The following is a 15,934-nucleotide window of genomic DNA, read 5'->3' as shown; positions in this document are numbered from 1 at the left end:
AAATTAAAAATTACGAAACCCAGAAACCGGGTTTCTACCGGAACTTGGGATTGAGATCGAAACGTTGTCAGAAACCCAGTTTCTTCTAACCCATCCACAGTTTATCAATACTAACCAACTGATACTCTTTTTCTAAGAGCATCGGTAGGAGCTGTTCTGTGGTTTTCGCTACACTTTGACCGCCATAGATGCCATCATGGAGAACAATCACAGAACCAGGGCAAACCGTTTTCATCACCCGATTGACGACAATTGAGACTCCTGGATCAACCCAATCTTCGGGAACCACGGTCCACATGACCGGCCGATAGTTCCAGTCCTGTAACAGGTCTAGGGTTTGGGGCATAAATAACCCATTGGGAGGCCGTACATCCCGAAATCGCGATCGCTCGGTTTCGGGATTTAAACCACAGGCCTCAAGAATCGCAGTTTGAGTATGGTATAACCCTTGGCAGAGTTGCTCTGGAGTGAGTTCGGGAAAGTTCTGATGGGTATAGCCATGTAACCCAATCCAATGACCGCGATCGTAAACCGCTTTGGCGACTTCTGGATACTGTTGAACCCGTTGTCCGAGCCAAAAAAAGTTGGCTTTAACGGCGTAGGTTTCTAAAACCGTTAATAGCTCTAGGGTGTATTGGGGATGGGGACCATCATCAAAGGTTAAGGCGATCGCCTGTTGATGGGGATTTCCCCGCCATAAACACTGAGGAAATAAGGGTTTTAAGCCTTGATAGAGGATAGGATATAGGGGATAGAACTGAAGTGACATGGCGATCGCGATTTATCCGGTTGGCCCTAAGTACTGAATCAAATAAGGGGAAAATACCTCATAAATCAAGGTAAACGGCCGTTTATGATGCCAAAATAGATAATGGCGACCCCAAAAGGGCCCCGGTTGCTCAAAGGCTTCTTCTAAGGCTTGGGAATGGCCATAATACAAACCTTGAATATCTCGATACAACTCGGTTCGCAACTGCGCTAAACTAGCCCAGATGGGTAAAGAGCGATTTTGTAAATAGTCATCGACATGACTGGCTTCCCACCAAGAGGTCGCATAGGCTAACCGTTGTCCTGATGCAGTTCTCAACCAAACCTGTCGCCTTAATCTGGGCCCTGGAATTGCTGAAATCTGACCCGGAGCGCGATCACGATTCATGCCAATCGGAGACATATCAATCACATCGACTTCCGTTGGTTCGCGGGTTAACAATTGCAAGTGACGCGTGGGCGAACCATCCCCAAGTAAAAGAATTTGCCAAGCAGGAGAGAGTTGTTCATGGGGTAGTCCAGTTTGGATCTCTGTTTCATCACCTTGCCAGAGGGGGTGCAGGCGATGCCAAGTCGTTGATACTGGGGTTTGGGATTGGGCGCTTACAGTCAAGGGTCTTCACATAACTTAACTTTTCTTAAGTTTTATGATAACGCTATGGGCAGGGAATGGGGAATGAGTATGGGTAACCCGTTAAGGCGGTAAGCTAGGGAATGCATTCTAGCAATAGGCACGAATGGCAATCGCTTGTCAGGATTGACTATGAGAGATTTAAAAAGTATCACCCGATCTACTGTAGAGCAGTGGTTAACCGAAATTGAAGCGTTGAATGTGTCAGGACGTTTACCGACTTATATCCCTAAATTAGCCAAGGTTGATCCGCAAAACAGGGGGATTTATATTCAAAGTTTGCATGATCCAGGGGATGGATGGGGGGAACATGATGTACCGTTGATGAGTGTGATTAAGCCCTTTGTTTTGCTGTATTGTTTAGAACAGTTAGGAAGAGAGAAAATCAAGGGCATTGTCGGTAATCTCCCCTCAGATTACCCTTATAACTCGGTCGAACAGTTACAAGCAGACCAGGGATTTCCTCGCAATCCGATGATCAATAGTGGGGCGATCGCCCTCTGTTCCCATTTGCCCGGATATACCAGTATCGAAAAATTTGAAAGATTCCGTAATTGGCTCAATGATTATGGTCAAACTGAGTTATTTGTAGATCGGCAACTTTTAGCGTCTGTAGAATCTTTACCGAATCAAATCAATCAGAATTTAACCCAAATCCTGGCACAATCGGGTTATTTAGGCAGTCCTGAATCAGTTGCATTGGATACTTATCAACAGGCGTGTTGTTTATCATCCAGTCTTGAATATTTGGTTCAATTGGGACTAGGATTAGTTAATCCGCAAGGCAAAATCCACTCAGAGCATCAATTCTGGGTGACGGAGTTAATGCAAACCTGTGGATTATATGAATATTCAGCAGAATTTGCTTCTTTAGTGGGATTACCGACAAAGTCAGGAGTGAGTGGAGTATTATTATCCTTAGTTCCCCAGCAGGGGGCGATCGCCATTTATAGCCCCCTTCTTGATTCTATGGGAAATTCTGTTGTGGGCATGGCATTATTAAAACGAATAGCCACTTATTTGTACGATTAAAACCCTAAACTCTAGCCAAAAATTGGCCTCTTTTTCTAATATTTCTCTCCTAAAGAACTCCAAAGTTGAGCTTCTGTCGGTATCATACGTTCTGTCGATGGCATGTGGAGAGAAATTGGAGTCTGTTTTTCTGCTAAAGAACTCCAGAGTTGAGCTTCTGTGGGTATCAGAGTCGTTGTTACTGAAAGATCTGAAAATAAAGCAATGGGGATAAATCCCAGCACAAACGATCCGAAAATAATTGCCAGAACCATTTCTGAGCGACTTCCAGAGTGATTTTTTAAATGGACATTAAGAGGGTGATATTCATGAACGCTCATGGTTCAACTCCTGGGTAAACTCTCGCCAACCTCACTGTAGCGCTGTTCAATCTCATTACAGAAAAACAGAAAAAAACTGTAACCTAAGTTACGAAAACTTTACTACTAGTGCAATTTTTGCATAGAAGTTATCGATAAAAAACATATTACAATTCTCTCTTCTATGAAGTAACAATTGAAGGCTTAGAGCCTAAACAATACAAGCTATGGCTAGAGTGCAAAGTGCGATAAAAGTTCCATCAAATCTGTTGTTTGCTCCCTCTATCTCCTCATCACAGCGCAAAGTTCTGTATGACGTTTTTCTCTAACGGTAGCTCAATAATTAAGTCAGTTCCTTCTCCTGGAATAGAATGACATCTCAATTTGCCTCTACAGTGATCCACAACAATAGAATAATTTATAGACAAGCCCAAACCGGTTCCACTACCAACAGGTTTTGTCGTAAAAAAGGGATCGAATATCTTACCCTTAACCTCCTCACTCATCCCACAACCATTATCCGAAATTGTAATTTTGACTGAAGAGCGATCGCACCATTCTGTTTTTAAAACAATTTGAGGATTTTTGGAATTTTCTACATCCGATCTCAACTCCTCTAAAGCATCAATGGCATTATTTATCGCATTCAAAAACACCTGATTTAATTCCCCTGGATCGCAAGTAACTAAAGGTAATGTTCCATATTGTTTGATAATTTGAATGGCTTTTGTAGAATTTGTTTTTGCTTGAATATTGTCTTGAAGTCTATGTTGCACCACTAACAAAGTTGCTTCTAGATTTTCATGGACATCTACTAGCTTAATTCCTGATTGATCTAAGCGAGAAAATGTTCGCAAACCTCGAACAATTGAACTAATCCGTTCAGCTCCTGATTTAATTGAGGTTAATAAATCATGAAAGTCTTGAACCAAAAAATCAAAGTCTATATCCTCTAGAGTATCAGCAATACTTGCAGGAGGATTGGGATATTCCTCTTTATACAGATCGAGCAAATATAATAAGTCATCTACATAATGAATGGCCGGTTCAATATTAGCATAAATAAAATTTACTGGATTATTAAACTCATGGGCAATACCAGCAATCATTTGACCCAAACCAGACATTTTTTCGGATTGAATTAATTGGGATTGGGTGAAGTATAGTTTTTGCAGAGTTTCTTCCAATTGTTCGACTTTTATTTTTAAAGCCTCATCTCTATCTTTTAATTTTTTAGCCATCCGATTAAAGGCTTTAGCCAGCCGATCTAACTCATCGTTATAAAGGACAGGTAACTTAACCCATAAGTTATCATTGGCCAGTTTTTCAGTCGCTTGAGTTACGGAATTAATCCGAGTGACCATTAATCCAGAGAGAAGATAACCGACAAGGATTGCAATTACCGATCCCACAACAGAAAATAGCACCAGTCCAATTAAAAAATTCTGTTTTGCCTTTTCGAGAGCATGTAGAGAAGAAAGAACAACCAATTGCAATTGGGACTGATTCATTTCAATGATAGAAACCGTTTTTCCTAAGTAAGATCGATCTCCAAGCTCGATCACTGATTCTGAGAAAGTATTCCGGGGAGTTTCCGGAGGAGGTCGCCAGGAAAACTGTTCTGCTTCGGGCAAACTAGACGCAATGACTTTATTGTTTTTACATATCACTATTGATGTATTTGTTCCTTGGGAAATTTCACTCAAGAATTTAGAATTTATAATACGCCCAATAATCACACCGCCAACAATTCCCTGATGCAATTTAATAGGTGCAGTTGCAATTAAAACGGAAGCCGAAGGATTCACCTTATTTTCTGTATCGACGATCGTGGAAAAACTCACTCCACTCATGACCTGTGAAATCGCAACTTCATGATTAATTTTAGAGTGACTAATCCTATTGAGTTTCAAATCCACTAATAATTGACCTTGAATATCAATGACTTGAACCAGATCGAGATCCAACAAAAGCTTTAAGGGTAATAAACGTTGTAACAATGAAATTTCGTGGGCATTTTCCAATCCTTCGAGAATATTTGCTGATTCAACTGTCACTGTGGCATTTAAACGCAGTGTTTCAGTTTTATTTTGGAATTGTTGTACAACCAAAGCGGCTACACTTTCAACTTCTCTGAGTTGCCGTCTCTCTAAGTGTTTTAAAAAGTAATAACCAATGCTAACTGTCCCCAAAAGCCATAGTCCTAAGAACACAAAAGCAAAGGGAATACTGATTTTTTGTTGTAAGGGTAACTTTGAGTAGGTTCTACACAGTAGAGTTTTGACCCAAAAGTTAGGGGGGGGTTCACGGGCAATCATTCAATGCAGTAGTTTCCGCTCTTATGAGGTAGATTCAAGCCTTTTGTTCTGGGGAACAGGGTTGATTTAGTCAGAGATCCCAAATGGGTTCTATAGATTAGAATTTGGGATCGGCTAAGATATAGCCATTCGACTCCAGTATACTTTGCGCTTCTGGAGTGGAGATAAAATTAAGGAAATCTTCAGTTGTCGGTTTAAGTTGATCCAAGGCAACAATACCAATCGTTTGAACCATCTTATATTGCTCATTCTGAATATTCTCTAGGGTAGGAGCAACTCCATCTAGAGCAAGGCTCTTTACTGAAAAGTCTTCGAGTTCTTCGGAGTAGGCGATCAGTCCGATACTATAAGGAGTTATACTTACTGCCTCCACAATTTCATCATCATCTTCAAATAAAACTGCTTGGGGAGTAATCGTCAGGTCTTGCCCTAAATAATGTTCTCGTAAAAGTTGCTTTTCTGTTTCATCTTCTGGTATATCAACGAGGATAATGTCGCCATCGATATCGCCCAATTCTTTCCAGTTAGTAATCCCACCCCTGTAGATATTTTGAACTGCCTCAGTGTTTAAAGTGTCGAGTCCTTGAACTTGTTCGTTGACTATCAAGACTACGGCATTGCGAACCAACGGTATATATTGAAGATTTTCGGTTTTTTCTATGGCAGTGACTGGTATACTAATTGCCCCAATATCCAAAACGTTATCTCGCACCCCACTTAGACCTCCACTACTTTGGCTACTGGACATAAAGACAATCTCAACATTCTCCCGATCGTAAGCATCTGCCAACAGTTCTAACATGGGATAAGCTTCTGACGATCCGCCAATTGTGATAGTACTCTGGGAAGATGAAGAGCGATCGCCAGCAGTACAGCCGATCAACATGGCTCCGGCTAAGAGTCCGATCCATCCTATCTTGGCATTCTTTCGTTTCATCCGATACCTCCTTTGGTCTGACTAACGACTATAAGTTATATTACTCCTCTAGCGGTAGTTCAATGATAAACTCAGTTCCCACTCCTGGAGTAGAATGACACTTCAAGGTTCCTCCACAGCGATTGACGATGATGGAATAACTAATTGATAATCCCAAACCCGTTCCACTTCCGATGGGTTTGGTGGTAAAAAAGGGATCAAATATCTTATCCTGAACTTCTTCAGTGATGCCACAACCATTATCCGAAATCGTGATTTGAACTGACGAGCGATTGGTGCAGTCTATTTTGAACACAATTTGAGGAATTTTAGGATTTGCTGTATCCAATCTTAGATCGTCCAAAGCATCGATCGCATTATTAATTAAATTCAAAAATACCTGATTTAATTGCCCTGGATCGCAAGTTAACCAGGGGGATCTTTTGTAGTCTTTAATAATTTTTATTTCTCTTTTAGGAATAGTTCCCGCTTGTATAGTCTCGTGAATTCTATGTTGCAAAATCAACAACGTCGAGTCTAGATTTTCATTGATATTGATCAGCTTAACCCCTGATTCATCTAACCGAGAAAACGTTCGTAAACTTCTGACAATTGTACTAATCCGTTCTGCTCCACTTTTAATTGAAGTTAATAAACTGCGAAAATCCTTGACTACAAAATCAAGATCTATATCCAAGTGAGTTTCGGAGATAGTTTGAGTAGATTCGGGACAGTCTTCTCGATAGACATTTATTACATCAAGCAAATCCTCTACATAATCAATAGCCGGTTGAATATTGGCATAAATAAAGTTGACTGGATTATTAAATTCATGGGCTATTCCAGCGATCATTTGCCCTAAACTAGACATTTTCTCAGATTGAATCAGTTGAGCTTGAGTCAAGTGAAGTTCTTGCAATGTTTCTTCCAATTGCTCTACTTTTGTTTTTAGTTTGTTGTCCATATTTTCTTCTTTTTCTTGTAACTTATTAGACATGATATTAAAAGAATGAGCCAATCGATCTAACTCATCATTATAATAGACAGGCAACTGAACCCATAAGTTCTGAGAAGCAATTTTTTGAGTTACTTCAGTCATGAAAGTAATCCGAAAAACGATTAATTTAGAGACAAAATAACCCACAATTATTGCGACAGTTAATCCCACCAACGAAAACAAAAATAGACGAATCAAAAAAACTGTTTGGGTCTTTTCTAGACCCTCTAGAGAAGAAATGATCACTAATTGCAATTGAGACTGGTAAATTCCTGGGAGAGTAACGGTTGTTCCTAAATAAGCGCGATCGCCAATTTTTACGATCGATTCCTCAAAATTACTCAGGGAATTTTGAGGCGGTGGTAGCCAGACAAATTTCTTGACTTCTGGTAAACTCGAAGCAATAATTTCATCGTCTTGGAAGACAACTATTGATACCTGGTTTTTTTGAGCTATTTCACTCAGGAAATCAAAGTTTATGATGCGCCCAAGAATTACGCCACCAATAATCCCTTGATTCGACTTGATAGGTGCCGTCCCAATCAAAACTGGTGATACAGTATTATTGGCTTTGTCTTTTGCACTGACTATTGTGGAAATACTTGCTCCACTTATGGCTTGTGAAATAGCAACTTCATGATCGACTTTGGCGTTGCTAATCTCATTTATCTTGAAGTTGATTAAGGTTTCTTTTTGAATATCGATGACTTGAATTAGATCGACTTCCAATAAAAATTTTAAGGGCAGTAAATATTGTAGTAACAGATCTTCGTTGAAGTTTTCCACTCCTTTACGAATATTTTCTGTTTCAACAATGAGTTTGGCTTCTACACGTAGTTCTTCGGTTTCATTTTGGAATTGTTTTACCATCAATGCAGATATACTGTCTACTTCTAGAAGTTGCCTTCTCTCCAAGTATTTCAAAAAGTAATAACCAATACTAACTGTGCCCAAAATCCATAGGACTAAGAAGGTACAAACAAATGGAACACTGATTTTTTGCTGTAATGGAAATTTTGAGTAAGTTCTAACAAATAAACTTTTTCTCCAAAATCTAGAGGCGGTTTTAGTCGAGATCATCAAACAATGGTATTTACGGATTGTTACAGTACTTATAGTCACTAGTATAGCAGCATTTATCTTTGCTGTGCTATGAACTACATGAATAAGGGTTTGTAATCCTAACTAGAAGCGCTAAAAACGCAGCCAATTCTGTTGTTGACTCTTCCTATTTTCCCATCCCCATATGCCCCTTCCCACCACAGCACCAAGCGCTGTATAGCATTATGGTTAATTAGTGGGGTCATTGCCCGTGAGTCTTAAGGTATCCTCAGAATTATGATGTGTAAAGTTCATCGCAACAGTCTAACCTTCGGACTCATGGGAGTGTCAAGTTATGAATCATTTTGTTAAGGTTCACTACCTTTGATGGGATCTTGTGTCAAACCGGTGAGTTATAGGTTTAAAGTAGGTATGATTATAAAGAAATCCTTAAGGAGGCATCATTATGACTCCCCATCTGCTACGTCAGCTCTGGTCACTGATTGAAACGACTCAGCCTCAACGGTTATTGAGACTTGATGACGCGAGTCTGGTACAATGGCTATTGGGTAATATGGCTCAAGAGCGATCGCTCAATGGAGAAGAAGCCGATTTACTCTCTCACTATATAGAATCCCGTTGTGCTCTGATTCGGGATTTAGCTCAAGAGCGCCTGTCCCCCGAACTCTTGCCATAAGGAATAGCCCAAAGTCTCGCTTTACCACAGTTCTCCTGTTGACAGCGCCTCAATAATCAGGCAGAACTTAGGCTGGCGATCAAACGGCGATCTCCTGAAGAAGTATTCTAGAACACGCAAAAATTTCTCCTGCTGATACCAAATCCAGCAGATGCTGCTAATATCTTAAAGATAAAATTTAACAAAACTTGAAGCCACTCTAAGCAAAGTGGCTGCTTCAAGATGACTGTCTATCAGTGAGGAGAAACCCTTTACGTATGGCTAAGTGGCAATCTTTATTAATGTCGGTTCTATTGCTAGCTCTCCCCTTGGCAGCTTGCGCCCCTCCCCCATCTGATAATGCCGATGGAGGAGCAGGTGGAGAGTCTTCAGACCCGGCATCCCAAAGTCGTTTGGATGTAGTGAAAAATCGCGGAACCCTAATCTGTGGGGTAGATGGTGGTATTCCTGGATTTAGCTTTGTGGATGAAACCGGAGAATATTCAGGAATTGATGTGGATGTGTGTAAAGCTGTAGCTGCCGCTGTTTTGGGCGATTCAGATGCAGTAGAATATCGGAACCTTGATTCTACAGAACGCTTTACTGCCCTAGCGGGTGGTGAAGTGGATATGCTCTCTCGAAACACGACTTGGACAACCAGCCGAGATACGACCGTTGGTCTAGAATTTGCACCAACCACATTCTATGATGGACAAGGGATGATGGTGCGTCAAGATAGTGATATTACCTCCCTAGAAGATTTTGAAGGTAAAGCCGTTTGTGTAGAAGCGGGAACGACTACCGAGCTGAACTTAACCGATAATATGCGGGAAGCAGGAGTTACTTTTGAAACGGTAACCTTCCAACAGGCTGACCCAGCTTATGCAGCCTATGCAGAGGAACGCTGCGAAGGAATGACTTCAGATAAATCGCAGTTGATTGCTCGTCGCAGTACCTTACCGAATCCAGAGGAGCATATCCTGTTGGAGGTCACCATGTCCAAAGAACCCCTCGGCCCTGTAACCCTTAATAATGATTCTACCTGGTTTGATGTGGTTAAATGGGTAACCTACGGTTTGATTGAAGCAGAAGAGTTGGGCATTACTCAAGCCAATGTCGAACAAAGCAAAGGAAGTGAAGACCCCACCATTCGCCGTTTCTTGGGCGTTGAAGGTGATTTGGGAACAGGCTTAGAACTCGATAATGATTTCATGGTTAATGTGATTTCCTCCGTCGGGAACTACGGTGAAGTTTACGAGCGCAATTTGGGTAAGGAATCTCAATTTCAGTTAGATCGAGGTCAAAATGACCTTTGGAATCGTGGAGGATTGCTCTATTCTCCTCCTTTCCGATAAATTTAGTTATCGGTAAACAGTTAGCCGTCACCTGTGATGCGATCATAGGTGACGAGTCTTAAGTTCTCCCATTTAATCTATTCTTGTTATGACCTCGGCAAATGAGCATACGATTCCTTTGTGGCGTGATGATCGATTTTGGCGAGTCGCGCTGCAAGTTTTGGCGATCGCGATCGTTATTTCTGTTATTAGTCTATTAACCTATAATGTCTCCAATAACCTCCAACGAGCGGGCATAGAGTTCGGGTTTGATTTTTTGGATACCCAAGCTTCCTTTGCCATTGGAGAAAGTATCATTCCTTACGATCCAGCCAGAGACAGCTATGGCCGGGTTTTATTAGCTGGGTTGGTCAATACCCTACGGATCATTATTTCTGGCATTATCCTCACAACATTAGTGGGAATTGCCGTGGGAGTTGCCAGTTTTTCTAATAATTGGTTACTGCGAAAGGGAAGCGAAGTTTATGTGGAGTTGATCCGTAATGTGCCCCTGCTCTTACAGTTGTTTTTTTGGTATCGGGCCGTTTTTTCTAAGTTGCCCAGACCCACAGATCGTATAGAGGTGATGGGACTCGCGTTCTTGAGTAACCGAGGGGTGTTTCTCCCTTGGCCAAAGATGGGTTGGTCTCTAGCGATTTGGTGCAGTGTGTTGATTGGATTGGCGATCGCAGCGGTTGTCCTGTGGAAAATACGGATTAAGTCCATGGTGGAACGGGGAAGTTCTGGAAAACCCCAGTTAACGGCCTTGTGGATTATTGGCATGGTTGCCCTACTGATTATTACAGTTGCCTTTGGATGGGAAAAACCGACCGAAATTGAGCTAGGTCAGATTACCGGAGGGTTGCGCCTGACTGGAGAATTCGCTGCCTTGCTGACAGGCTTAGTTTTGTATACGGCTGCCTTCATTGCCGAAATTGTCCGAGCCGGGATTCAAGCTGTAGCCAAAGGACAATGGGAAGCCGCGCGTGCCCTGGGTTTGCAGTCGGGTTTAATGATGCGTTTGGTGGTATTTCCCCAAGCTTTACGAGTGATTATTCCCCCCTTAAGTAGTCAGTACATGAACTTGGCTAAAAACTCCAGTTTGGGAGCGGCGATCGCCTACGCGGAAATCTACAATGTAGCCAATACAACCTACAACCAAAGCGGGCGACCCGTAGAAGTGATGCTCATTATCATGGTCACTTATTTGCTGATGAATTTGATCATTTCTTTAGGAATGAACCAAATCAACCGCGTGGTGCAACTACAAGAGAGATGATTTGAGGATAGGGAGAGAGGGAGATCGACGATTGCCAACATAAAGCAGGAAGAAATCAAAAATTAATTATCCATTAACATGACTTCTGTACCTAGTAACTTAACCGATATGGCACCGCCACCGGAGATGCGCGATACTCCGGTAAACTGGATTAAAAATAATTTGCTTAGTCCCTGGTATAACGGTTTAATCACTTTCATTATTTTAGGGGGATTAATCGCCCTAGGTTATAATTTTCTCTCCTGGTCATTCACCGATGCTCAATGGGATGTGATCCCGCGAAATCTCCACCTATTGATGGTCGGTCGCTATCCCAGTGAAGAATACTGGCGCTTATGGATTTTAGTCGCTCTAATTAGTGTCTTTTCTGGCTTATCTTGGGGCGTAATTGTCCGATCGCTCACCCTCTTTAGCCGTAATATTCTCATCGGCTTAGGCATCGCTGCCCTAGGATGCGTGATCACTCCGACTCCCATTGTCTATCGTGCCTTATTAGTAGGGTGTTTGGTGGCGATCGCCGGTAGCGCTTGGATCGGCCAACAAGTCGGGAACGTTCAACCAGCTCTCGGAAAATGGGTTTCCTTTGGCTGGTTTGGCGTATTTTTAATCGGACTGTGGCTCATTGGTGGAGGACTGGGTTTAACCCCTGTGGGAACCAATGAATGGCAAGGCCTATTGCTCACCGTTCTCATGGCTATTGTCGGCATTACCTTAAGTTTTCCCATCGGTTTGATTGCTGCTTTAGGAAGACGCAGCTCCTTACCCGTGGTCAAAGCCCTCAGTATTGCTTATATTGAAATCATCCGCGGTGTTCCCCTGATTACTATTTTATTTATGGGCCAGGTCATGATTCCCCTATTTCTCCCCGAAGGAATGCGTCCCGATCGGGTGATTCGGGCGATCGTCGGCTTAACCTTGTTTAGCTCCGCTTACTTAGCGGAAAATGTGCGAGGAGGTCTACAAGCGATTCCCAAGGGACAGGCGGAAGCCTCACGGGCCCTAGGTTTAAGTACTCCTTTAACCTTGATTCTAATTGTTCTCCCCCAAGCCCTGAAAGCTGTGATTCCAGCTATGGTGGGTCAATTTATTAGCCTATTTCAAGATACGACCCTGTTGGCGATTACCGGCTTGGTAGAATTATTAGGAATTAGTAACTCGATTTTAGCGAACCCCAAATTTCTGGGGCGCTTTTCAGAGGTATATCTATTTGTTGGAGTTCTCTTTTGGGTATTCTGTTATGCCATGTCTGCCGCCAGTCGATGGGTAGAAGGTAAACTGAATACAGAACACCGCTAATCAATCGATCCTGTTGTAGGGGTGGGTTATCCCAAAGCTAGGAAACTCGCAGATAACCTGACTAAACCCGCCCTATTCCCCATTCCCTATTCCCCATTCCCTATCATCATGACCCATTCCGATCCTCTCATTAAATCTCAAGATAATCCAACTCCTGTGGACACCGAACCCGCCATCATTGCCCAAGAGGTTCATAAGTGGTATGCCAGTAATAAATTCCATGTCCTGCGAGGGGTGAGCTTAGACGTTCAAAAAGGCGAAGTGGTCGTTGTTATGGGGCCGAGTGGTTCCGGGAAATCGACGTTTATCCGCACCTTTAATGCTCTGGAAGAATATCAAAAGGGAAAAATTATTATTGATGGGATTGAATTATCCCACGATTTAAAGAATATTGATGCGGTGCGGCGCGAAGTGGGGATGGTGTTTCAACAGTTTAATTTATTCCCTCATTTAACGGTTTTGCAAAATGTAACCTTAGCGCCGATTTGGGTACGGCGTTGGAAGAAGGAAAAAGCCGAAGAAATTGCTCTACAGCTCTTAGAAAAAGTAGGAATTTTGGAGCAGGCAAAGAAATTCCCCGGACAGTTATCGGGAGGACAACAGCAACGGGTCGCGATCGCCCGCGCTCTGGCGATGCAACCGAAAATCATGCTCTTTGATGAACCCACTTCAGCCCTCGATCCAGAAATGGTACGCGAGGTACTTGATACAATGCGATCGCTTGCTCAAAGCGGTATGACCATGGTTTGTGTTACCCATGAAGTAGGGTTTGCCCGTGAAGTTGCGGATCGAGTGGTGTTAATGGCTGATGGGGTCTTAGTGGAGGAAGCAACCCCTGATGAATTTTTTAACAACCCCAAGGAGGAACGAACACAGAAATTTTTATCTCAGATTCTATAACTTCTTTCCCTATCGAGGACAAACGAGAACACCATTGGCATTCTCAACAATGGAACCCTCAACATCGTTGATGTAAATGGTATTTCCAGTTAACACTCGTACAAGTCTGGGTTTTTCTTGCAAACATTCACCAAGGGTTTCCGCCCAGCGAATCAGTTCGCTCGTATCACTGGTGACTCCAAAAGCATCTGTGATTGGGGTATTAGAGCTAATGCTGGTATCTTGGAAAATTGCAGTTTCAATGGGTAAGCTGAACCGCAAGGGCAATACTTTGCCGGTCGGTGATGTAGTTACATATTCTCTAGGGCCAACATATTTGCCACCGTAGAGTTCTTGGAAAGCCGTTTTCCGATAGTAGTCTACCTGAATGCTGGGGATACGATCTTGGGCTTTAAGAGCTAAGGGAGAAGCGACAATAGCTACAGTCGCTAAGACTGAAGCGGCAACTATCTTGAGAACATTCTTCATGATTTCTACCTTTAATCGAGTGAATTCAAGGGTAAGGCATCAAAGGTCAACTGTTCCGGTCAGTCTGCATAGACTCAGACTTTAGATTAAGCACGATTCTACTATAGCAGAGCGAATAGAAACCGGGATTTTCACTTAGGTAGAGATTCGGGCAGGGGAGCGCTCTCAGGTGGGGATGGACTCAGATATTGAGACATTACCCAGTATCCAGCATAGGCGGGAATCATCAGGGCGAGGAGGAAGGCAAGGGTGGCGAACCAAATTTTAGAGTGACCGGACGATCCATAGTGACATCGATAGGGGTCAAAGGAGAGGGTTTCTGGGCGAATTTTCTGTCGAGCTGCGATCGCTCGCCGAAATCTGACTCGGCGATCGTCAAGTTTTTCTAACAAAATCCAACCGGCTTGGGATTCTTCACGACAAAGTTGATGCAATATAGTCGGATTGCGAAATAAATCACTATTGGCTCGCACAATCTTGAATTCCCATCCGCGTGCTTTGGCTGAACCATTCTGATTCCCTTGTCCTTCTGTACCAAAGTGTTCTTTGGGTTCGTAATGGGTCAAAACTTCTTCCTCCTCCTCATTCCGTTTCTGGATTTCGATATAACTGCGATGAATACTATTGCCTATCATCAGCAATTGACATCCCAAGCTACTGAAAAATAAACTACTAATGACTAATTCGAGCATATAGCGCTTCGCGTGGTAATGGGTAATGGGTAATGGTCACCCGTTAAGGTTCTAAGCATAGGGTCAAGGAGAAGGCAATAGGCACGAATAGCAATAGTTCCCATTTTTAAGGCTTAGAGCGAATCGCGGTTAACGAGATAACCCTCAATTAATATATCGCTGCCTAAAGATTGATACTGAATACCCGTTAAACTTAGAGCTTCAGTCATTTGAGTTAATCTTAAATCGCCCACGGGAGAAGGAGCGCGATCGCCCCCAATAATTTTGGGTGCAATAAAAGCATAAACTTTCTGCACCATTCCAGAGGCGATCGCCTGCGCTCCCAGTTGTCCTCCACATTCCCATAACACCGATAAAAATCCCCGTTGATATCCATATTCCATGACAGCTCTGGGAGTTAGTTGGGGAAATTCCACCACTTCAACCCCCCGGTTGCCCAGCTCCGTCTGTAATTGGGGATTAGCGCCTTGCTCCGTTAAGACCACGGTTGGTGCAACCAACTCCCACAATTGCGCCGATCGCGGTAAATTCAAAGAACGACTCATCACCATCCGTACCGGATTGCGATCCACGACTCCATGGGTAGTTAATTGGGGATTATCTTTTCTGACTGTATTCCCCCCCACAATCACTGCATCACAAGTCCCTCGCAACTGATGTACCCACCGCCTAGAGGCTTCTCCAGTGACCCATTGGCTATGACCTGTGGTTGTAGCAATTTTTCCATCTAATGTCATAGCATACTTAAAAATGCCCCAAGGGAGTTGATGGCGGATACGATGAATAAATGCTTCATTGAGTTGCTGACACGCTTTTTCTTCTACCCCCACCTTAACCTCGATTCCCGCTTCTCTGAGCCGTTGAATACCTCCACCAGACACCCTCGGATCGGGGTCTACCATCCCCACCACCACTCGCTTTACTCCCGCGGCAATTAGAGCTTCTGTACAAGGAGGAGTGCGGCCATAATGATTACAAGGCTCTAAATTCACATAGACAGTTGCTCCCCAGGCGCGATCGCCCGCCTCTTGTAGGGCAAACACTTCAGCATGGCTAGCTCCAGCGCGGGGATGGAAGCCTTCCCCCACAATTTGATTGTCCGCCACCACTATCGCTCCCACAAGGGGATTTGGAGCGGTTCGCCCAAGGGCTTGGCGGGCTAATTCAATGCACCGATGAATGTAAGGAGAATCTACCTCTGAGTGAGATTCAGTCGAGGAATCAATCAAGGCTGTAATCGGATAGTTGATACCTTTGAGCAAGAAGCCTGGCTGATTCTAGCATAAA

Annotated in this window: 15 protein-coding genes; 6 read left to right on the top strand and 9 right to left on the bottom strand. The window is 43.1% G+C overall.

The annotated features are described in order from the left end of the window. Nucleotides 1-85: 85 nt before the first annotated feature. On the bottom strand, nucleotides 86-769 hold the full coding sequence (locus J7529_RS01370; RefSeq protein ID WP_318727503.1) for a polysaccharide deacetylase family protein: 684 nt from the start codon (nucleotides 767-769) through the stop codon (nucleotides 86-88). A gap of 12 nt (nucleotides 770-781) precedes the next feature. Beyond that, entirely contained in the window at nucleotides 782-1,381 is a 600-nt protein-coding gene (locus J7529_RS01365) for a chorismate lyase (RefSeq protein WP_271938214.1), read from the bottom strand. 150 nt (nucleotides 1,382-1,531) lie between these two features. Between J7529_RS01365 and J7529_RS01360 the strand changes: the two genes are divergently transcribed. Further along, nucleotides 1,532-2,431 carry a glutaminase gene (locus tag J7529_RS01360; RefSeq protein WP_318727502.1) on the top strand — a complete coding sequence of 300 codons (900 nt, stop codon included), beginning with the start codon at nucleotides 1,532-1,534 and terminating at the stop codon, nucleotides 2,429-2,431. Between the two features lie 35 nt (nucleotides 2,432-2,466). Here the strand turns inward: J7529_RS01360 and J7529_RS01355 are convergent, their stop codons facing one another. The 4 genes from J7529_RS01355 to J7529_RS01340 all read right to left on the bottom strand — a co-directional run bounded on the left by J7529_RS01355 (nucleotide 2,467) and on the right by J7529_RS01340 (nucleotide 7,831). Beyond that, the gene (locus tag J7529_RS01355; protein ID WP_271938210.1) at nucleotides 2,467-2,751 is read right to left on the bottom strand and encodes a hypothetical protein; all 285 of its coding nucleotides are present in this window, start codon (nucleotides 2,749-2,751) and stop codon (nucleotides 2,467-2,469) included. Nucleotides 2,752-3,023: 272 nt separating this feature from the next. Further along, nucleotides 3,024-5,048 (bottom strand): sensor histidine kinase, encoded by a 2,025-nt coding sequence (locus J7529_RS01350; RefSeq protein WP_318727501.1) that lies wholly within the window; start codon nucleotides 5,046-5,048, stop codon nucleotides 3,024-3,026. 97 nt (nucleotides 5,049-5,145) lie between these two features. Further along, nucleotides 5,146-5,985 (bottom strand): substrate-binding domain-containing protein, encoded by an 840-nt coding sequence (locus J7529_RS01345; protein ID WP_318727500.1) that lies wholly within the window; start codon nucleotides 5,983-5,985, stop codon nucleotides 5,146-5,148. Between the two features lie 40 nt (nucleotides 5,986-6,025). Beyond that, the gene (locus tag J7529_RS01340; protein ID WP_318727499.1) at nucleotides 6,026-7,831 is read right to left on the bottom strand and encodes an ATP-binding protein; all 1,806 of its coding nucleotides are present in this window, start codon (nucleotides 7,829-7,831) and stop codon (nucleotides 6,026-6,028) included. A gap of 637 nt (nucleotides 7,832-8,468) precedes the next feature. Between J7529_RS01340 and J7529_RS01335 the strand changes: the two genes are divergently transcribed. The 5 genes from J7529_RS01335 to J7529_RS01315 all read left to right on the top strand — a co-directional run bounded on the left by J7529_RS01335 (nucleotide 8,469) and on the right by J7529_RS01315 (nucleotide 13,487). After that, complete coding sequence (locus J7529_RS01335; RefSeq protein ID WP_271938204.1) at nucleotides 8,469-8,699, top strand: hypothetical protein; 231 nt, start codon at nucleotides 8,469-8,471, stop codon at nucleotides 8,697-8,699. Between the two features lie 257 nt (nucleotides 8,700-8,956). Beyond that, on the top strand, nucleotides 8,957-10,033 hold the full coding sequence (locus J7529_RS01330) for an amino acid ABC transporter substrate-binding protein (protein ID WP_318727498.1): 1,077 nt from the start codon (nucleotides 8,957-8,959) through the stop codon (nucleotides 10,031-10,033). Between the two features lie 88 nt (nucleotides 10,034-10,121). After that, nucleotides 10,122-11,291, top strand: coding sequence for an amino acid ABC transporter permease (locus J7529_RS01325; RefSeq protein WP_271938202.1), 1,170 nt, complete (start codon nucleotides 10,122-10,124; stop codon nucleotides 11,289-11,291). 78 nt (nucleotides 11,292-11,369) lie between these two features. Beyond that, nucleotides 11,370-12,587: an amino acid ABC transporter permease gene (locus J7529_RS01320; protein WP_271938201.1), complete on the top strand. Its 1,218-nt coding sequence runs from the start codon at nucleotides 11,370-11,372 to the stop codon at nucleotides 12,585-12,587. 108 nt (nucleotides 12,588-12,695) lie between these two features. Further along, nucleotides 12,696-13,487: an amino acid ABC transporter ATP-binding protein gene (locus J7529_RS01315; protein ID WP_271938198.1), complete on the top strand. Its 792-nt coding sequence runs from the start codon at nucleotides 12,696-12,698 to the stop codon at nucleotides 13,485-13,487. Nucleotides 13,488-13,496: 9 nt separating this feature from the next. On the opposite strand, the gene J7529_RS01310 is transcribed toward J7529_RS01315, so the two are convergent. From J7529_RS01310 to ribD, 3 genes are all read right to left on the bottom strand, one after another. Continuing rightward, complete coding sequence (locus J7529_RS01310) at nucleotides 13,497-13,955, bottom strand: hypothetical protein (protein WP_318699814.1); 459 nt, start codon at nucleotides 13,953-13,955, stop codon at nucleotides 13,497-13,499. 131 nt (nucleotides 13,956-14,086) lie between these two features. Next, on the bottom strand, nucleotides 14,087-14,647 hold the full coding sequence (locus J7529_RS01305; RefSeq protein WP_318727497.1) for a hypothetical protein: 561 nt from the start codon (nucleotides 14,645-14,647) through the stop codon (nucleotides 14,087-14,089). A gap of 113 nt (nucleotides 14,648-14,760) precedes the next feature. Further along, complete coding sequence (gene ribD / locus J7529_RS01300; RefSeq protein WP_318727496.1) at nucleotides 14,761-15,909, bottom strand: bifunctional diaminohydroxyphosphoribosylaminopyrimidine deaminase/5-amino-6-(5-phosphoribosylamino)uracil reductase RibD; 1,149 nt, start codon at nucleotides 15,907-15,909, stop codon at nucleotides 14,761-14,763. Nucleotides 15,910-15,934: the final 25 nt, after the last annotated feature.

The sequence above is a fragment of the Roseofilum sp. Guam genome, from assembly GCF_017746735.1.
GTDB classification, from domain to species: Bacteria; Cyanobacteriota; Cyanobacteriia; order Cyanobacteriales; family Desertifilaceae; genus Roseofilum; species Roseofilum reptotaenium.
The sequence above is the reverse complement of the archived record's forward strand: the minus strand, read 5'-3'. Positions and strand labels throughout refer to the sequence as shown.

Bases quoted from the DNA above. Each gene is read 5' to 3' on its own strand.
- J7529_RS01370 (WP_318727503.1), bottom strand. From the start codon at position 769: ATGTCACTTCAGTTCTATCCCCTATATCCTATCCTCTATCAAGGCTTA.
- J7529_RS01360 (WP_318727502.1), top strand. From the start codon at position 1,532: ATGAGAGATTTAAAAAGTATCACCCGATCTACTGTAGAGCAGTGGTTA.
- J7529_RS01355 (WP_271938210.1), bottom strand. From the start codon at position 2,751: ATGAGCGTTCATGAATATCACCCTCTTAATGTCCATTTAAAAAATCAC.
- J7529_RS01350 (WP_318727501.1), bottom strand. From the start codon at position 5,048: ATGATTGCCCGTGAACCCCCCCCTAACTTTTGGGTCAAAACTCTACTG.
- J7529_RS01345 (WP_318727500.1), bottom strand. From the start codon at position 5,985: ATGAAACGAAAGAATGCCAAGATAGGATGGATCGGACTCTTAGCCGGA.
- J7529_RS01340 (WP_318727499.1), bottom strand. From the start codon at position 7,831: ATGGTAAAACAATTCCAAAATGAAACCGAAGAACTACGTGTAGAAGCC.
- J7529_RS01335 (WP_271938204.1), top strand. From the start codon at position 8,469: ATGACTCCCCATCTGCTACGTCAGCTCTGGTCACTGATTGAAACGACT.
- J7529_RS01330 (WP_318727498.1), top strand. From the start codon at position 8,957: ATGGCTAAGTGGCAATCTTTATTAATGTCGGTTCTATTGCTAGCTCTC.
- J7529_RS01325 (WP_271938202.1), top strand. From the start codon at position 10,122: ATGACCTCGGCAAATGAGCATACGATTCCTTTGTGGCGTGATGATCGA.
- J7529_RS01320 (WP_271938201.1), top strand. From the start codon at position 11,370: ATGACTTCTGTACCTAGTAACTTAACCGATATGGCACCGCCACCGGAG.
- J7529_RS01315 (WP_271938198.1), top strand. From the start codon at position 12,696: ATGACCCATTCCGATCCTCTCATTAAATCTCAAGATAATCCAACTCCT.
- J7529_RS01310 (WP_318699814.1), bottom strand. From the start codon at position 13,955: ATGAAGAATGTTCTCAAGATAGTTGCCGCTTCAGTCTTAGCGACTGTA.
- J7529_RS01305 (WP_318727497.1), bottom strand. From the start codon at position 14,647: ATGCTCGAATTAGTCATTAGTAGTTTATTTTTCAGTAGCTTGGGATGT.